This window comes from Pseudoalteromonas piscicida (assembly GCF_002744175.1).
GTDB lineage: Bacteria > Pseudomonadota > Gammaproteobacteria > Enterobacterales > Alteromonadaceae > Pseudoalteromonas > Pseudoalteromonas piscicida_B.
The window spans coordinates 15,715-32,593 of sequence record NZ_NKHF01000077.1 but is presented as its reverse complement, the minus strand read 5'-3'; the positions used below and the strand labels follow the sequence as shown (position 1 = coordinate 32,593).

The window sequence follows — 16,879 nt, the reverse complement described above, 5'->3', positions numbered from 1 at the left end:
AAAAGCGGCGAGGTAGGCTCTATGAAAGTCGTAGCCGGTATACTGTTTGCGTTGGTATTTTTACTGGCGCTTTCTTGGGTGTCGCTACCACTGATGTGGTTGGACATCAGCGATCTGCAACTAGGTATGGGATTTGATCTAGGTTGGGTAGGCTTTGAAATACTCACGTTGCTTTTTGCAATAGTGGCGCTGGTGGTGTTAGCCGCATTGCTCAGTGCAGGTATTTTAGGTTTGCTCCTAATTGTGTTCATTGGGCTAGTAATGACACTGTTATTTAATTCGCTGATTGCGCTATTCCCACTCATTTGTATTATTGCGATTGTGTGGTTAGTGGTAGACAAGTCTGCTCAGGCGCAAGCTTGAGCCATTGATTTTTTGTCGGCGTGGGAGATAAAAAACACGCTAAATTGGGATCTGTGATATAGTTATTTGCAGTATAAATCCAAGGAAAGCCAACATGAAATCAAGTGTAATCAAAACCTTAATTTTTGCTTTATCAACATTTATCGGCTTTAACACATCTGCGCATCAAGGCCATGAGCAGGGCGAACACCATCATAGCGCTGAGCAACTTTCTGTTCACAATGCCACTGTGCGTGCCTTTCTACCAGCAGCCCCCTCTACGGCGGGTTACTTAGTAATTAAGAACCCAACCGAGCACAATAAAGTGCTAGTTAAAGCGGCACTAGAAGGGGTTAAACGCGTCGAGATCCATGAACACGTGCACAAAGAAGATATGATGAAAATGCAACGTGTTGACGAACTCATCATCCCTGCGGGTAAAGCGGTGACATTTCAGCCTGGTGGCTATCATTTAATGGTGTTTGAGCCTGTAGAAACGCTAAAAGTCGGTGAGAAGCGCAAGCTTACGCTATATTTTGCTGATGGCGACAGAATATACACCATGGCAGAAGTAGTAGCTTTGGCAGATATGTTTGGTGGCAAAGAAAAAGCAAAATCAGGACATCACTCTCATCACTAACTCAGTGAGGTACGAAATGGGAAATCATACGGGAAAAATCATCTCTGGCATTATCGCTGTAATACTTCTCGGTTATGTTATAGCCGTGTACTGGAGCGTTGAGCCGGACCAGTTTGACGTTGTAGCAGCGGCCAAAGCCGACGCCCAAAAGAGCGGCAATACCTTAGTGACTGGCTATGTGACTACACACACGTTGATAAAAGTGACGGACACATTACTCAATAAGCCGGGTGGTTATTTGTCGAATGACATGATGCCACCGAGTGTCATGATGGACAATATGCCTGCTTGGGAATACGGTGTACTCGAGATGACGCGAGATCTAACGCTATCAATGCGCAAAGATTTTAGCCGCTCTCAGTCTCAGTCAACTGAGCACCCAAGTTTAAAATTGGCACAACCGCAGTTTAATATCAGCTCAACGGCGTGGATGTGGCCAAGTGCTGAAGGTGAATATCAAAAAGGCAATGACTTACTGCGTCAGTATTTAACTCAGATCTCGGATAACAGTAATAGAGACAGTCAGTTTTATGCTCGCGCCGACAATTTACGCTCTTGGTTAAAAGAGGCGGAAAAGCGCATGGGTAGCCTGAGTCAACGGCTCAGTGCCAGTGTGGGCCAAGACAGGTTAAATACAGATTTGGCGGGGGATACCGCAGCAGATCAGGCAACCATGGCACCTAGTCACAACATGGTTAAAACCTCTTGGTGGAAGATCGACGATGTATTTTACGAAGCCCGAGGCGCGACTTGGGCTTTGCTACATTACATGAAGGCAATTGAGCATGACTTTAAACCTGTGCTTGAAAAGAAAAACGCACTGGTCAGTCTGCAGCAAATTATCAGAGAGTTAGAGGCGACCCAGGAAACCGTATGGAGTCCTATGGTACTAAACGGTAGCGGCTTTGGCTTGGTTGCGAATCACTCGCTGGTGATGGCAAATTATATTTCGCGAGCCAATGCGGCTCTTATCGAACTTAGTGAACTTTTAGCGCAAGGATAACATCATGAAAAAACACTTTTTAGCGGCGGCATTATCTCTCGCTTGTTTAGCACCTGCTGCACATGCAGATACGGTACTCGGGCTTTATGTCGGTGCAGAAGGGTGGGACACTGAAACCGAAGGTAGTTTTGCTGAAAAAGGCAATATGCAAACCTTTAATTTTAACGATGAAACGTTCGCAAGCTTTTATGCTGCACTTGAGCACCCAGTCCCGTTAGTGCCGAACATCAAGCTACGCTATACAGAGGTTGAGTTAAATGGCCAAACAACTCTGACAGACAGCTTTGACTTTGGCGGTGAAGTTTATACAGTTGGCACAGATGCCGCTACTAATCTAGATCTCAATCATATTGACTATACGCTCTATTATGAAGTGTTGGACAATGACTTATTAACGCTAGATTTTGGTGTTAATTTAAAGCAGTTTGATGGTTCTATTATGGTTACGGGTATTGCTGATGGCCAAGTTCGTACCGAAGAAGTTGATTTCTCTGGTGTCGTTCCACTCGGTTACTTACGAGGTGAAGTAGGTTTACCACTCACTGGATTCAGCGTTTTTGCCGAAGGCAGCATGCTCGCAATTGACGACAGTAAGATTCAAGATTATCAAATTGGTCTTGCATATGAGTTCATTGATAATATGGCGGTGGATGTTGCGGTAAAAGTAGGTTATCGCTCTATGGTGCTTGAGTTAGATGATATTGACGATATTTATACTGACTTAGATGTGTCTGGTCCATTCGCTGGAGTTCAGTTGCACTTCTAAGATATTGTAGCGCAATATGATCAAAGTCGGCTTGGTATGAGTAATCTACCAGGCCGTTTTTATATTATTTTGAGAGCGTTACCTATCATCCCACTGTAATGAAAAGTCACTCTCAAAGGCTTTTTCCACCAGTTGTTTATATTGCTTGTGAATCGGGCTTTGTAGCAACTTTTTGAGTTCGTCACCTGTTTGTGTCAGCTTGTAATAGCTCAGCACAAGGTCGTTAGACTTAGCCGTTAATGTGAGCTTTTTACGCAAATAAACCAGTTGCATGGACTGTCCTTTTTGCAACGATGCTGATTCAATCTCTTGGCGATAAAGAATATTAATATCCATTAAAGTCAGAATATTTGGAAAGTTGAGACCGGCTTGACTTAAGTTTATCGACTCTGTGCTGCCTTTGCGCAACAAGTCAAAAATAGATGGCTTTTTGTAGTAACCATGAAGGATAAGGTAACTGTCTTCTTTTTCTAAGTAACCGCAAAGCGGAGCACACTTTTGTAAGGCCGTGGCTTCACGTTGGGTCATCATTTTTAAGGTTTGCAAGCTCTTGATAGAAAATGTACCTGGGGTAATACTTTCTCCCACCAGAATCTTCGCCCATAGCTTTTGCATTGAGTGGTTTGCAATGTCCTCTGCGAGGGAAATAAAGTGTTCTAGCCAATCAGGATCAGGGCGGCCACGTGCGGTAATATCGGGGCAAATAGTCAGTGCCATACTCATAACGGTTTCTAAGTTCTGCTGACGCTGAATTTTAATTAGTTGCTGACGTTTTAGTGCACGCTTTAATATACCGTGTTCAGTTCGAACCGTATATTGGTTATCTTTATTTTTGTCAGATTGGTAGCGATCGTTTTGAGTGACAAGCGGTGTTATCCGTTTCACCATGGGGTAGCCCAGCTTTTCTTCAATAGAGAGTGCCAGTGCTGATTTTACTTGTGCATTTTTGACTGCCATATCAAGCTCGTAATTTATACAATGTATTCATGTGATTGACCGCAGAGTTGGTTACTTGCTGCAAATATTGCTGCATAAATAGTGCAATAAAGCTTCCTATAAAAGGAGTGTTTGCTCTGCCCTCAATAATGATGCTGAGTTGTTTGTTATCGGCCTGATATGACAACAAATTTAGCGTTATTTTTGCTATATGTTCATCATCAATATGCAAAGACACCGACAGGGTTTGCGCGGTTAGCTTTGTGATGGTCATTTCAGCTTCTCCCCACGGGTGCATCAAAATAGCTGAGCTTCCGATATGCTGCGATTTAGGCAAAACACGAAAATAAATATCTTGCGTCGGTTGCCAATTAAATAGGGCAGGCCAATGGGACAGTACAAGCGGTGACAGTGTTGTTGTATTTACATCACTGTGAGTTTGCTTCACGACTTTATAGTGGTGAGGCATTGCCAGTCCAGTTAATACGATAGCTAACGCTAAGATCATCAGCATTCTTATGGGAGTTGATAGTCGTTTGATACGGAATCCTCTTTGGTAAAAAGTATGCTAAATCATCTATTTTGTTCTATGCTCGACTATAATATTTTATGTATTTTTAGCAAACTGAACTGTAATAGTAAAAATGTATCATATTTTATATGATGGTAAACACTGGGGTGGATCAGTGCCTATAATTGAAGAGTAGTGCGGATTTAAAGGGTAAAGCATGGCACCTGAGCAAGAAGATTATTTGTTTGCAGAGCACGACGAAGTTACTCAAGAAGAAGAAACAACAAGTGCATTTTGGGATGTATTGGTCGTTGACGATGATCCAGAAATTCACTCTGTTACCAAACTTGCGCTGTCAAATTTAGAATTTTGGGGTAGAAAACTCAGGTTTTTCCATGCCTATTCGGGTGCTGAGGCCATCGAAGTACTAAAAAAACAAAACGATATCAGCATTATGTTACTTGATGTTGTGATGGAAACCGATGATGCTGGCCTTAATGTCGTCCGCCGAGTTCGTGAAGAAATAAAAAACATGTCGGTACGGATCATCATGCGTACGGGCCAACCTGGCTATGCACCAGAAGAAAAAGTTATCCGCGAATATGATATTAACGATTACAAAATGAAGACTGAGCTTACCCGTAGTAAGCTAGTTACCTCGCTATTAACCGCCATTCGTTCTTATCAACAAATCTGTGAACTTGAGGCACAAAGCCATGCCTTAGAACAGATCCTCTCCGCTTCTCGTGCTATTCTTGGTCATACTGATATGAGCTCGTTTGCTGCGGCTGTTGTAGCACAATTGTCGAAAATACTTGGTGCATCGGGTGAGGGCGTTGTAATTGGTTACCCTGAAGAAGATATGCATTTGCGAGTCTTTGGCGGTAGCGAAGAGTACCGAGCCTTTTTTGGTCACGGTATTGAGCAGCTCGATAATGGCCGCGTTATTATGCAAGTGCAAAACTGCATCGATTCAGAAATACACCAGTCCACAGACCACGACATTACCTTCTTACTAGAAAGTAAAAATAAAAAGGCAGCAATTTATTTAGAGTTAAACGATGCACCGTCAGACGCCCAGTTAAAGTTTGCAGAAATATTTTTAACCAATGTTGGGGTTGGGCTAGACAACATTAAGTTATTCCACGAATTGCATGATGTAGCATATAAAGATACCTTGACTAAACTACCAAACCGCGCAAATTTCATCGAGAAAATAGAGTCTTATTTCGATCAGGAGCAATCTTTAGTTTTTACGCTGATTGATATTGCTCAGTTTTCAGATATTAACAATGGGCTCGGTCAGGAAGTCGGGAACTTGCTGCTGCAAGCGGTGGCAGAGCGGATCAGCGTCGAATTTCCGGATGCGCAATTAGTGTCGCGCATTGGTGCTGATGTGTTTGGTTTTTTACTGCCTGAGTCGCAGTTTGATGAAGCGACCTTTATTGATAATTTATGTGTGCCCTATCAAGTCGGCGAGCACCTACTAACCATGCATTTCCACATTGGTGTCTGTCGCCAAGAAGACTTCCAACCTCAAGGGATAGAAACACTCAAACTTGCCTATATTGCGTTAAACCAGGCCAAACAATCCAGCATTCCACTGGATTGGTATACTCCAGATCTCGAAGAAAAAATGGCGTGGAAACTTGGGCTGATAAGGCAGCTTAGACAAGATTTTGAGATGAATAAACTGGAAGTGTGGTATCAGCCTCAGTTTTCTATTGCTGATCGCAAAGTAATTGGCTGTGAGGCGTTGCTACGTTGGCCTTCGGGCAATGGTAACTATATTTCCCCTGCCATCTTCGTACCTCTTGCTGAAAACGCAGGGCTCATTGTTGAAATTGGTCAATGGGTACTTGAGCAAGCCTGCCAACTGCAAGCAACCATGCAGCAACAGGGCTTTGGGCAGCTAAGTGTTGCCGTGAATGTGTCTGTACCGCAGTTTAAAGTGCCAAATTATGCTCAGCAAGTTAAGGATACCATTCGTGCTTTCAACGTTGAACCTAAGCACATTGAGCTTGAGGTAACCGAGAGCGTGGTGATGGATGAAGTAAATTCAGTGATAAATACGCTCCAAGAACTACAAGAGTTTGGCGTTGAGGTTGCCATTGATGACTTTGGTACTGGGTTTTCATCGCTCAGCTACTTGCAAAGGCTGCCCTTAGCAAGACTTAAAATTGACCGTGCTTTTGTTAAAGACATCCCACACGATGATAGCGGCGCGATCGCTGACTTGGTTATCTCGTTGAGCCAGCTATTAGGCCTAAAAACGATTGCTGAAGGTGTTGAAACCGAGGAGCAAATGGCGGTCTTGCAAAAGCTTGGGTGTGATGAAGTGCAAGGGTTTTTATTGGCAAAGCCAATGCCAGAAAAAGCGCTATTGGACTTTTTGGCTGAACAGAAAAAGGGTTAGCCTCTTACATTGGCGAACATTTATCAAAAGTTTTGGTTGAAAATTAACCTCTCATGAAGGATAGTGGTTTTCTTATATATGGACTTCGGTCTCAAATATAATAGATACGGTTTAAGGAGAAGCAAGATGAAATATATTGTTGTGATATTTGTGGCACTTGGGCTTAGTGCTTGTAACTCAACTCAGTCTGAGTCTGACGTGGACGAAAAAATAGCACAAGCAGAAGTCAGCCCTCGGGATCAGTTATACTGTGAGCAAGAGATTATTACAGGAACACGTTTTACCAAAAGACGTTGTCGCACTGCAGCACAAAAGGCAGAAGCTGAGCGAGAAGCAAAAGAGATGTTACGTCGTCGGGCTTCCTCAGTGGGTAAGCAATAAAAACGTTCTTTAGGACAATGAAAATGCTTTATAAAAAAGCCCCTTTTGGGGCTTTTTTATTCGATATATCGGATTACATTCTAAATGTGAAACCAGCAAAGATATAACGGCCAAGGATATCGTGGAATCCTGGGTAGGTATTACCATTTGCTACACCAGATGGGCCGTCTGGCACAAGTGGTGGCGTATTATCAAATACGTTGTTGATACCAGCTCGGAACGACAAGTTTTCTGTTGCATTCCAAGTCGCAGCAATATCGACATAGTCTCTAGCTGTTAATGGAACTAACACAGGAAGCTTCGATGGATCTGCCTGTTCAGCTGCGGTTGGACGATAAAACTCTTCAACTTCGCTTACATAACGGTAAGTTGCGGTTACGTTGATATCCCATGGTGTTACCCACGTTGTTTTAAAGTTATAGCGCATATCTGGAACCGGGTTTTCACACACAGTGTTATCCCATTTTCCGGCGCACTCATCCACGATACCACCTGGAGAGTTTTGCGTATCAAACTTTTCCATCCATGTACCAACTAAAGAGAATCTAAGTAGGCCCATATCTTCTGGTAAGGTGTAACGGTATGAGGCATCAAAATCAATACCTGAAGTTTCAACACTACCTATGTTAGTGTCTGTAGCCGTAACGGCATCTTCGCCAACCCAAAGTGAACCTGTGCTACCGCGGTTGATAAGGCCACAGAATTCTTGGTTATTCTCTACAGCACATTGCTCTACGATGTAGGAAACTGGGTAAGGTTGGATCGCGTCTTTAATGGTAATATCGAAGTAATCGATAGCAATATCTAAACCTTCGATAAACTCGGGTGAGTAAAGTACGCCAAACGAGTAAGTATCAGACTTCTCAGGGCGCAGGTTTGGATTACCCGCTTGAACCGAGTTGTATTGACCCGCAGGGTTAATTAAACCGTCTGAACCATAACGGTCTGCCGCTAAACCAGTTCTTAAACATTGCTCTAATGTATATGCAGGGTTAGAACCACCACATGGATCATTCCAGTTTACCAGCTCTAACGATGATGGTCGGAATAGATCTTGGATATTACCTGCTCGAACCGCACGTTGATAGCTAGTGCGTAAACCGAGACTGTCGTTGATGCGAACATCAAATGCTGCTTTATAGGTATCAGTTTCTTTTCCTGTAGAGTAATCCGAGTACCGGTATGCAAGTTCAAGTGTAATGTAGTCCGCGAATGTAGTGTCTTCAATCAACGGAATGTTTAATTCAGTGAAGAATTCATTAACGTCAAACTGACCTGAAACCGGTTTTCTCGGACCACCTTGACCTGCACCATCATTAGTAATGAAGTTATAGTCAGGGTTAAACTTGATAGACTCTTTTCTGTGCTCAAGACCTAATACGACACCTACGCCTGTGGATGTACCAGGTACAGCTATGCCGTACTCAGTCAAATCACCCGTAACGAAAGCACTGATTTGTTTTGAGCGCGTATCACCACGAGCGAACAGAGGAATGGTCAGATAGTCAATTTGCTCTTGAGTGATATTATCAAGGTCAAAAATATTCCAAGGAATACAATCTGGATCAGAGCCATCTACAACGGATTGGCAAACAATATTACTATCGTCATCTCGTGTTGCCTGAAGAGCCTTACTGATTTTACGTTTAGATAAATCGTTTAGGTAGGTTTGTTCGTATGACACGTTGCCGTAGTTAAAGAAAGCATCATAAGTCCAATTGTCATTGATCTCACCACGCATACCTAAAACAAAACGAGTTGACGTGTGACGAAGATCATCTTGGCGAGGGCCGCCTTCAATATTACGTTTACCTACAAATGCGCTTACAGCACCATCAACAGCATGGCCATTCGGGCCACAAAGGGTCTCACGCTGTGAGTCTGACAACAATGGGTTATCACACTTAATAGATAACTCTTCATTGAAGAATGAGCCTGAGGGCGCTATCTGAGCAACCGTCCGGTTATCCATATAATTCATTTCAGCATAAAACGTATGTTTTTCTGTTAAGTTGTAGTGACCTAATAGGCCAAACGTTTTGCGCTTATCTGGACGCTGGAAATAATTTAACGGTCCGTAGTTATATACTTTACCGTTACGATCAACTAGATCTCTGCCTGAAACCGTGTAATCAAATTTATCGAAGTCTGTTAATCGGACACTTGGGATCGTACTTGAACCACTACAGGTTCTAATACCTGCATCTTGCTCACTTCGATCACGCTCTAAGTTCATCGCACAAGCACTAAAATCACGCGAGTCTTGACGAATATCATCAATGTCTCGCCAAGTAAGGTAACCTGTAATATTCCCTTTGTCATTTGCTGAGTTTATACCAAATATCAAAGAGATATCATGCGTGTCACCATCAGTAACCGAGGAATCTGGGATATCAAATCCGGCAGCATTTAAGGCTCGCTGCATGTCTTTATGGTCATTTTTATGATTGTAAGCACTTCCTTGATAGTCTATTTCGAAACCTTCAAAGTCGTCTTTCATTATAAAGTTTACAACACCTGCAACGGCATCTGAGCCATATGTTGCAGATGACCCACCAGTTAATACATCTACACGTTCAACCAAAGATGCTGGGATTTGGTTCACGTCAGCGCCCACTCCGGCTTGCCCTGCAGGTGAGCCAGAAGGTAATCGACGACCGTTAACTAGAACGAGTGTTCTAGAAGGACCTAAATTCCGGAGATCAACGGTTGCCGTACCGGTAGCACCATTTGCCATACCAGCGGTTTGGTCTGCGAATACAGCAGGCATATTGTTTAATAGATCTTCGACTCGAGTAATACCTGCGATTTCTATATCTTCAGCCGTTAAACTGGTGACTGGGCTTGCACCTGTCATTGCAGCTCTTTTAATACGAGTACCAGTTACTTCAATTCGTTCTACATTATTATCAGCTGTGGTCTCTGTTTCGGCATGTGCGAAATTAGACACGCCCATGGTCAGCGTTGAACAGGCGAGGAGCGATAGCCTGATCGTCGCCGATAGGTTTGAAAGTTTCATCTTATTTCCTTACTTATTTGTTAGCAGAATAGGAAAGTTCCCTGCACCTTCAATTTACATGCCATTTAAAATTCATTCAATAGTTAGCTTGAAATTTGCTCTTTTTAGTGCTTTGTAGTGTGTGTGTCTACTTATTGCATGCAATATTTGGAGTGTGTTAATAAATTTACGCTAACAACTTGAAGGTTATAAGTATCTATATTAAGAGCGTGGGTTGAAGAGAATTTGCTACATTGGCTTAAGCGTTTCCCCAGAATAGGGGCTGCTTAAAAGTGTTCATCTAAAGCAAATCGAGTAGTAGCGTTTTGTTGTGATACTTTGGTGGAGGTTGGGCGAGGAATAGGGGTTATTAACGAGCTTTTCTTGCCTCAATATAGACCACTTAATTTAGCAAGCAGGAAGAGGGAAACGCTGTGGAATGAAAGTCTTAGGATTGGGCATGACGGGTAGGATTGGGCATGACGGGATATCATGCCCAGATTGGTAAAAAGTGTTATTCTTCGGCGCTGAAAGCCTCACCTGAGGTGATCCAATCGGCTGGTGGCTGACCTTTAAGGTAGTGGTCAAAGTACTCTTTCATTCTAATTGAATAGTCCACTTGATTGGAAAACTGTTTTAGGTGATGTGGTTCACCTTCGTATTGTAAGAAGATCGCGTCTTTATCGTGCCTTCTCAAGGCTAAGTAATATTGAATACCCTCTTGCCATGGTACAGCCCCATCTTTATCACCAAACATAATCAAAATTGGGGTATTAACCTTGTCTGCGTAAAATACCGGTGAATTTTCGATGTACAGCTCTGGCGCTTCTGTAAGTGTTTTGCCTATGCGGCTTTGCCCCGTTTCATATTGGAATTGGCGAGCAAGCCCCGACTTTAATCGAATACCACTGTAAGCTGAGGTCATGTTAGACACTGGCGCACCAGACACAACTGCCTTGAACATATCAGTTTGGGTGATCATAAAGGCACTTTGATAGCCTGCCCAAGAGTGACCTTGTAGACCAATTTTATCTGGATCTGCGACTCCTTTATCAATCAGTGCTTGAGCGGCATTAATCATTGTTTGTGTTGAAGAGCGGCCAGGGTGACCCACTTCAAAACGAATATCTGGCAAGAATATCGCGTAGCCATTTGACGTGAACATAGGGAAATTTGGTCTGTGGTTGAGTTCCATTTTCGGGAAGTCATACATGCGCTGACTCATATAGCGATAGAAATAAATCACCACAGGTACTTTGTCACCCGATTTGTAATTCGCCGGTTTGATCAACACACCTTGAAGATCTTCGCCATCGTAGCCTTTATATTGCACGAGCTCCGGCTTTTGGCCCCAAGCAAATGTTGCTTGTTGTGGGTTCAGGTGAGTCACCTTGGTAGGTTGTTTAAAGCGGCTGTCTGTCACCCAATAATCAGGGAATTCATGGTAAGACTGCCTAGTAATTAAGAAGGTATCAGCCTCTTTTGCTTTTTTCACGACATTATATTTGGCTTCACCCGCTAAAACGGTTTCTAGGTTGCCATTGTTAAGCGATAGCTTGGCAATATGAGTCTGTTTATTAACAAGGTTATGTGCGCTTAATATCAGGGTGTCATCAGCCGTAAAGCCAAGCTTATCTTGGTCCTTATATTCAATTCGGTATTGAGTTTGTGTTTTATACCCATCGGTCAAGCGGGTAGCATTAAACGTCGCGGTATCAAACGCCCAAATATCATATTTGCTATAGGCGTATAGCACTGAGCCATCCAGTTGCCAGCCTGCAAAGCCATAACCTGCATTTGGCTCTGGGTAGTCATGTTTGTCATCAGCGAAAAGTGCTTGTTTGACAGCTTTACTGATTGGCGTCAGCTTTTGTGTTGTCAGTGCTTTTAACCAAACTTGTTCGCCATCAAAATAAGCGGCAAATTGTCCGTTGGGTGCAATACTCGGACGGTTTGGGCTTTCTTTAACGATCAGCTGAGCTTTACCTGTATTGACGTCTACCGCGTAATAATCATTGTAAAAGCCTTTATACATGATCTGTTTTAAGTAAGCTGTATCGTCACGACCGAGCACAAAGTCGGCCTTGGTCTGTAAAGAAACTGTAGGAACTTGCTGGTTTTCGAGTTGCACAACACGTTCGCCATTAACATGGAATACCGCTTGATAATGTTGGTCGCGACGGCTCTCACCCCAAGTTTTAATCTCTCTTGGCTTGATTTCAGGGTCTGCGTTATGCCATACCTTTAAGCCTTTTTGCTGGCGGATCGTATCGTAATCGTACAGTGACCCTTCATCTTTATACTTTAGTGCTTTGGTTTTTTTCTCAAGCTGTGGACGATTTTCAAAGAATAAACGCGTGCTATCTTCAGACCACTTTAGTGTTGCGGTTTTACCAGAAAACAACCCGTTGGATTGTCGATATTACTTAACTGATTATTGCTTGGTGACCAAAGTTTAAGTTGGTAGTCGCGGCGACGCTTGTCGTCATTCACATAATTACCAAGGTAAAACGCGACTTTTTCGCCACTTGGTTGCCATGCGATATCTCCCACTGTTACACCGGGTTCATCAATTAAGCTTGAGAGCTGAGCGGTGCCTAACTCGATAAACGCAACGCGGTTCTTACTACCATCTTCGCTTTGTTGGTTGATCAATACACCTTGGCTATTAGGCGCCAGCTCATAAGCTGCAACCTCGTCATAGCGAGTGGTGGTGTTAGTTGCTAGGTTGACAACAACGAGCGTAAACGCTTTATCATTTTTGTCTGCTTTGATAGCTAAATCTGGACCTGATTGCTCTGTAGCGGAGGCAGATTCTGGTTTGCTACTGCTCGGTGCATCTTCACGATACACTAACCACTTGCCATCGTCTGATATTTGATAATCTTTTACATCCGCAAATGTTTGCTGCGCTTGGGTTGCAGTATTAACTAGGACTAAGTTGTTTTTTAGCGCTTTTTTTTCTTTTTTGTCAGCGGTTTCTTTGGCAAGCAAAGTGGGCGTTTGGGTGAAGCCAACCCATTGCGCGTTTTTGTTTATAACTGGATTAGTGCCGCGCGGCACAGATGCAATGAGAGTATTACTTTGCAATGAGTATACTTGGCCTTCGCTATCACCGCGATAAGGTTGTGCACTTAAGCTAAGGTATTCCCCTTGCTCAGAGATCACGGTGCCATGTGCGTAGCGAAAATCAAAAACGTCTTTAAATTCTAAATTGGGTTTTGCAGCAAAGCTACTAACACTGAATAGTGCAGCGCTTAATAAAGATAATTTTAAGGTCATAGAGTGAGCATTTTAATCAAAACTTATTGCGTTTTTATCACTTTTAGCGGTGAAACTAAAATGCTCTGCGGTGTGCGGATACAATTAAGCGACTAAATCACAGCCAAATTTTTTCCAATTCGACCCATTGCTTGTCAAACTGTGCAGTTGGTTTGGCTTTAAAGTCACTTCTAACGAACTGGTTCATTTTGCCCTCTACAAAGGCTAAAAATAAATTGGCAAGAACGCTTTCTTCGCTAGTAAAGGCTTTACCTTCTCTTAGCTTGCGCTCTCTCAGCACTTGCTTAAATTGGGTTTCGAGTTTTTCAAACAGACTTTGCACTCGCTCACGTAATCGCTCTTGCTCACCTTGCAGTGCGTCACCTGTTAAGATACGAGTGATCCCTGGGTTTTTTTCCGCAAAAGCCAGCAGTAAAGTAAGAATATTATAAATGCGGTTACGAGTTTCTTTTTCGTTTTCTAAAATTAAGTTGATGCGTGATAGCAGGGTATCTTCAATAAACTCAATCAGGCCCTCAAACATTCTTGCCTTGCTTGGAAAGTGACGATACAGAGCGGCTTCTGAAACACCTACTTCAGCGGCTAGCTTGGCGGTGGTGATACGCTGCCCAGGACTGGTTTCTAGCATCTGCGCGAGAGATTGAAGAATTTGCTCTTTGCGATTACTGCGTTTTGTCGCTGGCATGAAATTTCCCTTATTTTTCTAATTGTTATGATGTTTTGCCGAGTTATTTTGGCACAGAGAGTGATGCGCAGACGTGCAAACCCCGACTCGTTTACACGCTTATCGGGGTATCATGTTAATGTTTTATTCAGTTTCTTTCCAGTCTTTTACATGAAGGTTATTTTATCTTTTCAGCAATGGCTTGCATGACAGTAAGTGCTAACTCTTTTTTGCTAGTAAAAGGGAGTTCGAGTCGGTCTTTTTTCCAGTATAGGGTCAAGGCATTGTTATCAGAATTAAAACCACCTGTAGCGTCCGAGACATCATTAGCACAGATCATATCTAACCCTTTATTAACTAATTTGCCCTGGGCGTATTCGGCTACGTTTTGCGTTTCAGCAGCAAAGCCAACTGTATACGGGCGTGACTGACTCAAGGCTGCCACGCTTGCGATAATGTCTGGATTTTTGACCAGTGTGAGGGTCATCTCATCGCCTTGTTTTTTGATTTTTTGCTCAGCAACGTTAGCCGCGCGATAATCGGCAACGGCTGCGCAACCAATAAATATGTCAGATTTTGTCGCATAGTCTAGTGCGGCTTGGTGCATTTGCGCTGCGCTTTCAACATCAATACGAGCCACTCCAACGGGGGTAGCAAGTGACACTGGGCCTGCAATAAGATTGACCGTCGCACCGAGTGCTGTTGCAGCTTGTGCAAGGCTAAAGCCCATCTTGCCCGAGCTATGATTGGTAATAAAGCGCACCGGATCTAACGCTTCGCGTGTTGGGCCCGCTGTAATAGTCACGGTTTTTCCCGCGAGTATTTGTGGTGTTGGCGTCAATGCAGTTACGCAGAGCTCAACTAGCTCATGTGGTTCTAACATGCGTCCAGCGCCGACATCACCACAAGCCTGTTCACCTTTACCTGGCCCCCATATTTGAACGCCACGCGAGGCAAGGGTGTTGATGTTGGCTTGGGTGGCTAAGTGGGCATACATTTGTTGGTTCATTGCGGGTGCTACAGCTACAGGTGCAGGTGTGGCTAGTAATAAGGTGGTGAGTAAGTCATCTGCAATGCCCATGGCCATTTTTGCGAGAATATTGGATGTGGCGGGTGCGACGAGTACTAAATCGGCCCATTTTGCAAACTCAATATGACCCATTGACGCCTCGGCCTGAGGGTCGAGCAAGGAGTCTGATACTATCTCACCAGACACCGCCTGCATCGTCAGTGGCGTAATAAAATGCTTGGCAGATTCAGTCATTACCACTTTGACATCTATATGATGATCTTTTAAGCGTCGAACTAATTCTGCACATTTGTAAGCAGCGATACCACCGCTGATCCCAAGTAAGAGGCGTTTATTTCTTTGCATGTTTGTTTTATACGGTCACAGAGTTAATAACCTAAAGATATCACAGTCGGTGATAATTTTTGAATTCTCCCCGTTGCTGGCTACACTTTAGTTGCCAAGGAGGCAAATATACACAGGAATCGCTATGCAAATATCAACACTCCCAAAATCCGCACGACCTCGAGAAAAGCTGATTGAACAAGGCCCAGAGGCCCTAACCAATGCTGAGTTGTTGGCAATCTTCTTACGCACTGGGATCAAAGGCTTAAATGCCATTGAGTTGGCTGAGTCGCTGTTGCAGGAGCAGCAAACCTTACAAAGTTTGTTTAACGCATCGCTAGAAGAGTTCTCAGCAGTAAAGGGGCTAGGGGTCGCAAAATATACTCAGCTTCAAGCGGTGTTGGAATTAAGCCGGCGTTATCTAAAAGAAGCATGTTTACGAGAAACTGTATTTCAAAACCCCAGTGCCGTGCGTGAATATTTAGCGGCGCAGCTACGTGGGCTTGGTCATGAAGTGTTTATGGTGTTGTATTTAGACAACCAAAATCGCTTGATTAAAGATGACATTTTATTTCACGGAACGATTAACGCCGCGTCTGTTTACCCAAGAGAAGTGGTCAAAGCGGCACTCAAGCATCATGCCGCTGCGGTTATTTTTGCTCATAATCATCCCTCCGGCGTGGCTGAGCCCAGTGAAGCCGACAAACTTATCACTAGGAAGTTACAGCAAGGTCTCGCTTTGGTTGATATTAACGTGCTGGATCATCTTATTATCGCTGGCAGCCAATGTATTTCATTTGCTGAGCGAGGGCTCATCTAGCGACGGCTTGTGTGCTCAGTTTATGGGTGCAGCTTGGTTGAGATGGAGCGTAGACGACAGCATTTGTGTTGCCAAATAACATGGCCATGGCAAGTAACATTGTTGCTATGTGCTCAAACGCGGCTTATGGCGTTCAATTTGTGCTTGGTTACTCAACTTTTGAGTGAATTATGGAGCATTTAGTCGAGCGCCTTGACACAAGTATGGCTAAAAGCACAAAAATCAAACCGCCAAAATAAACACGGGCGAGGGTAAAAATCATAATTTTGTTCGTTAAATCAGCACATTTGTATAAATTTTATAAATTAGTTCAATTTAAATGCAGTTTTTACTTTCCTAGAGGCCTTCGGATCATTATAATTGGCCGCTATCAAATTTACCCATGAGCTGATTTCAGTAGGATCAGATCCTTGATCTCTGCCTGTAGATACTGTATAAAGAGCGCCCTTTGATTTTACCTAGGGCACGCAGTTAAAAGGCCTTTAAGGGAAAATTAAGCTCGAGCGAAGTTATTGGAGATACATAGACATGTCTAAAGTCTGTCAAGTTACAGGTAAGCGCCCAGTGGTTGGTAACCACCGTTCGCACGCGCGCAACGCTACTAAGCGTCGCTTCCTACCTAACCTACAAACACACCGTTTTTGGGTTGAAAGCGAAAAGCGTTTCGTTTCTCTACGCACTACTACTAAAGGTATGCGTATTATCGATAAAAAAGGCATCGACGCGGTTCTAGCAGATATCCGTGCTCGCGGCGAAAAAATTTAAG

At 43.5% G+C, this 16,879-nt stretch carries 13 protein-coding genes and 1 pseudogene; 8 read left to right on the top strand and 6 right to left on the bottom strand.

From position 1 onward, the window contains the following. Positions 1 to 21: 21 nt before the first annotated feature. The 4 genes from CEX98_RS16555 (at position 22) to CEX98_RS16540 (ending at position 2,751) form a co-directional block, all read left to right on the top strand. Positions 22 to 363: a hypothetical protein gene (locus CEX98_RS16555; RefSeq protein ID WP_099643133.1), complete on the top strand. Its 342-nt coding sequence runs from the start codon at positions 22 to 24 to the stop codon at positions 361 to 363. 94 nt (positions 364 to 457) lie between these two features. Further along, entirely contained in the window at positions 458 to 982 is a 525-nt protein-coding gene (locus tag CEX98_RS16550) for a copper chaperone PCu(A)C (protein WP_099643132.1), read from the top strand. 16 nt (positions 983 to 998) lie between these two features. Next, the gene (locus tag CEX98_RS16545; protein WP_099643131.1) at positions 999 to 1,985 is read left to right on the top strand and encodes a DUF2333 family protein; all 987 of its coding nucleotides are present in this window, start codon (positions 999 to 1,001) and stop codon (positions 1,983 to 1,985) included. Between the two features lie 4 nt (positions 1,986 to 1,989). Beyond that, positions 1,990 to 2,751 carry a TIGR04219 family outer membrane beta-barrel protein gene (locus CEX98_RS16540; protein WP_099643130.1) on the top strand — a complete coding sequence of 254 codons (762 nt, stop codon included), beginning with the start codon at positions 1,990 to 1,992 and terminating at the stop codon, positions 2,749 to 2,751. 78 nt (positions 2,752 to 2,829) lie between these two features. Here the strand turns inward: CEX98_RS16540 and CEX98_RS16535 are convergent, their stop codons facing one another. After that, positions 2,830 to 3,708: a TIGR03899 family protein gene (locus CEX98_RS16535; RefSeq protein ID WP_099643129.1), complete on the bottom strand. Its 879-nt coding sequence runs from the start codon at positions 3,706 to 3,708 to the stop codon at positions 2,830 to 2,832. A 1-nt stretch (position 3,709) separates the two neighbouring features. Then, complete coding sequence (locus CEX98_RS16530; protein ID WP_099643128.1) at positions 3,710 to 4,195, bottom strand: hypothetical protein; 486 nt, start codon at positions 4,193 to 4,195, stop codon at positions 3,710 to 3,712. A 220-nt stretch (positions 4,196 to 4,415) separates the two neighbouring features. Between CEX98_RS16530 and CEX98_RS16525 the strand changes: the two genes are divergently transcribed. Together CEX98_RS16525 and CEX98_RS16520 are read left to right on the top strand one after the other, a co-directional pair. Next, complete coding sequence (locus CEX98_RS16525) at positions 4,416 to 6,614, top strand: bifunctional diguanylate cyclase/phosphodiesterase (protein ID WP_099643127.1); 2,199 nt, start codon at positions 4,416 to 4,418, stop codon at positions 6,612 to 6,614. 126 nt (positions 6,615 to 6,740) lie between these two features. Continuing rightward, complete coding sequence (locus tag CEX98_RS16520; protein ID WP_099643126.1) at positions 6,741 to 6,995, top strand: hypothetical protein; 255 nt, start codon at positions 6,741 to 6,743, stop codon at positions 6,993 to 6,995. Between the two features lie 73 nt (positions 6,996 to 7,068). Here CEX98_RS16520 and CEX98_RS16515 read toward each other — a convergent pair whose 3' ends face one another. The 4 genes and pseudogenes from CEX98_RS16515 to coaBC all read right to left on the bottom strand — a co-directional run bounded on the left by CEX98_RS16515 (position 7,069) and on the right by coaBC (position 15,314). Continuing rightward, complete coding sequence (locus CEX98_RS16515; protein WP_099643125.1) at positions 7,069 to 10,014, bottom strand: TonB-dependent receptor domain-containing protein; 2,946 nt, start codon at positions 10,012 to 10,014, stop codon at positions 7,069 to 7,071. A 493-nt stretch (positions 10,015 to 10,507) separates the two neighbouring features. Next, positions 10,508 to 13,275, bottom strand: a pseudogene (locus CEX98_RS16510) (prolyl oligopeptidase family serine peptidase). A gap of 97 nt (positions 13,276 to 13,372) precedes the next feature. Next, positions 13,373 to 13,960, bottom strand: a complete 588-nt coding sequence (slmA, locus tag CEX98_RS16505) for a nucleoid occlusion factor SlmA (RefSeq protein ID WP_010376740.1) — start codon at positions 13,958 to 13,960, stop codon at positions 13,373 to 13,375. A gap of 157 nt (positions 13,961 to 14,117) precedes the next feature. After that, a complete protein-coding gene (gene coaBC, locus CEX98_RS16500; protein ID WP_099643124.1) occupies positions 14,118 to 15,314 on the bottom strand; it encodes a bifunctional phosphopantothenoylcysteine decarboxylase/phosphopantothenate--cysteine ligase CoaBC in 1,197 nt (398 codons plus the stop codon). Between the two features lie 124 nt (positions 15,315 to 15,438). Here coaBC and radC point away from each other — a divergent pair, with 124 nt between their 5' ends. Then, complete coding sequence (gene radC / locus CEX98_RS16495; protein ID WP_099643123.1) at positions 15,439 to 16,113, top strand: RadC family protein; 675 nt, start codon at positions 15,439 to 15,441, stop codon at positions 16,111 to 16,113. Positions 16,114 to 16,641: 528 nt separating this feature from the next. Beyond that, positions 16,642 to 16,878, top strand: a complete 237-nt coding sequence (gene rpmB / locus CEX98_RS16490) for a 50S ribosomal protein L28 (protein ID WP_099643122.1) — start codon at positions 16,642 to 16,644, stop codon at positions 16,876 to 16,878. Position 16,879 lies beyond the last annotated feature (1 nt).

Excerpts from the sequence above, each read along its gene's own strand:
- CEX98_RS16555 (WP_099643133.1), top strand. The coding sequence starts at position 22 with ATGAAAGTCGTAGCCGGTATACTGTTTGCGTTGGTATTTTTACTGGCG.
- CEX98_RS16550 (WP_099643132.1), top strand. The coding sequence starts at position 458 with ATGAAATCAAGTGTAATCAAAACCTTAATTTTTGCTTTATCAACATTT.
- CEX98_RS16545 (WP_099643131.1), top strand. The coding sequence starts at position 999 with ATGGGAAATCATACGGGAAAAATCATCTCTGGCATTATCGCTGTAATA.
- CEX98_RS16540 (WP_099643130.1), top strand. The coding sequence starts at position 1,990 with ATGAAAAAACACTTTTTAGCGGCGGCATTATCTCTCGCTTGTTTAGCA.
- CEX98_RS16535 (WP_099643129.1), bottom strand. The coding sequence starts at position 3,708 with ATGGCAGTCAAAAATGCACAAGTAAAATCAGCACTGGCACTCTCTATT.
- CEX98_RS16530 (WP_099643128.1), bottom strand. The coding sequence starts at position 4,195 with ATGATCTTAGCGTTAGCTATCGTATTAACTGGACTGGCAATGCCTCAC.
- CEX98_RS16525 (WP_099643127.1), top strand. The coding sequence starts at position 4,416 with ATGGCACCTGAGCAAGAAGATTATTTGTTTGCAGAGCACGACGAAGTT.
- CEX98_RS16520 (WP_099643126.1), top strand. The coding sequence starts at position 6,741 with ATGAAATATATTGTTGTGATATTTGTGGCACTTGGGCTTAGTGCTTGT.
- CEX98_RS16515 (WP_099643125.1), bottom strand. The coding sequence starts at position 10,014 with ATGAAACTTTCAAACCTATCGGCGACGATCAGGCTATCGCTCCTCGCC.
- slmA (WP_010376740.1), bottom strand. The coding sequence starts at position 13,960 with ATGCCAGCGACAAAACGCAGTAATCGCAAAGAGCAAATTCTTCAATCT.
- coaBC (WP_099643124.1), bottom strand. The coding sequence starts at position 15,314 with ATGCAAAGAAATAAACGCCTCTTACTTGGGATCAGCGGTGGTATCGCT.
- radC (WP_099643123.1), top strand. The coding sequence starts at position 15,439 with ATGCAAATATCAACACTCCCAAAATCCGCACGACCTCGAGAAAAGCTG.
- rpmB (WP_099643122.1), top strand. The coding sequence starts at position 16,642 with ATGTCTAAAGTCTGTCAAGTTACAGGTAAGCGCCCAGTGGTTGGTAAC.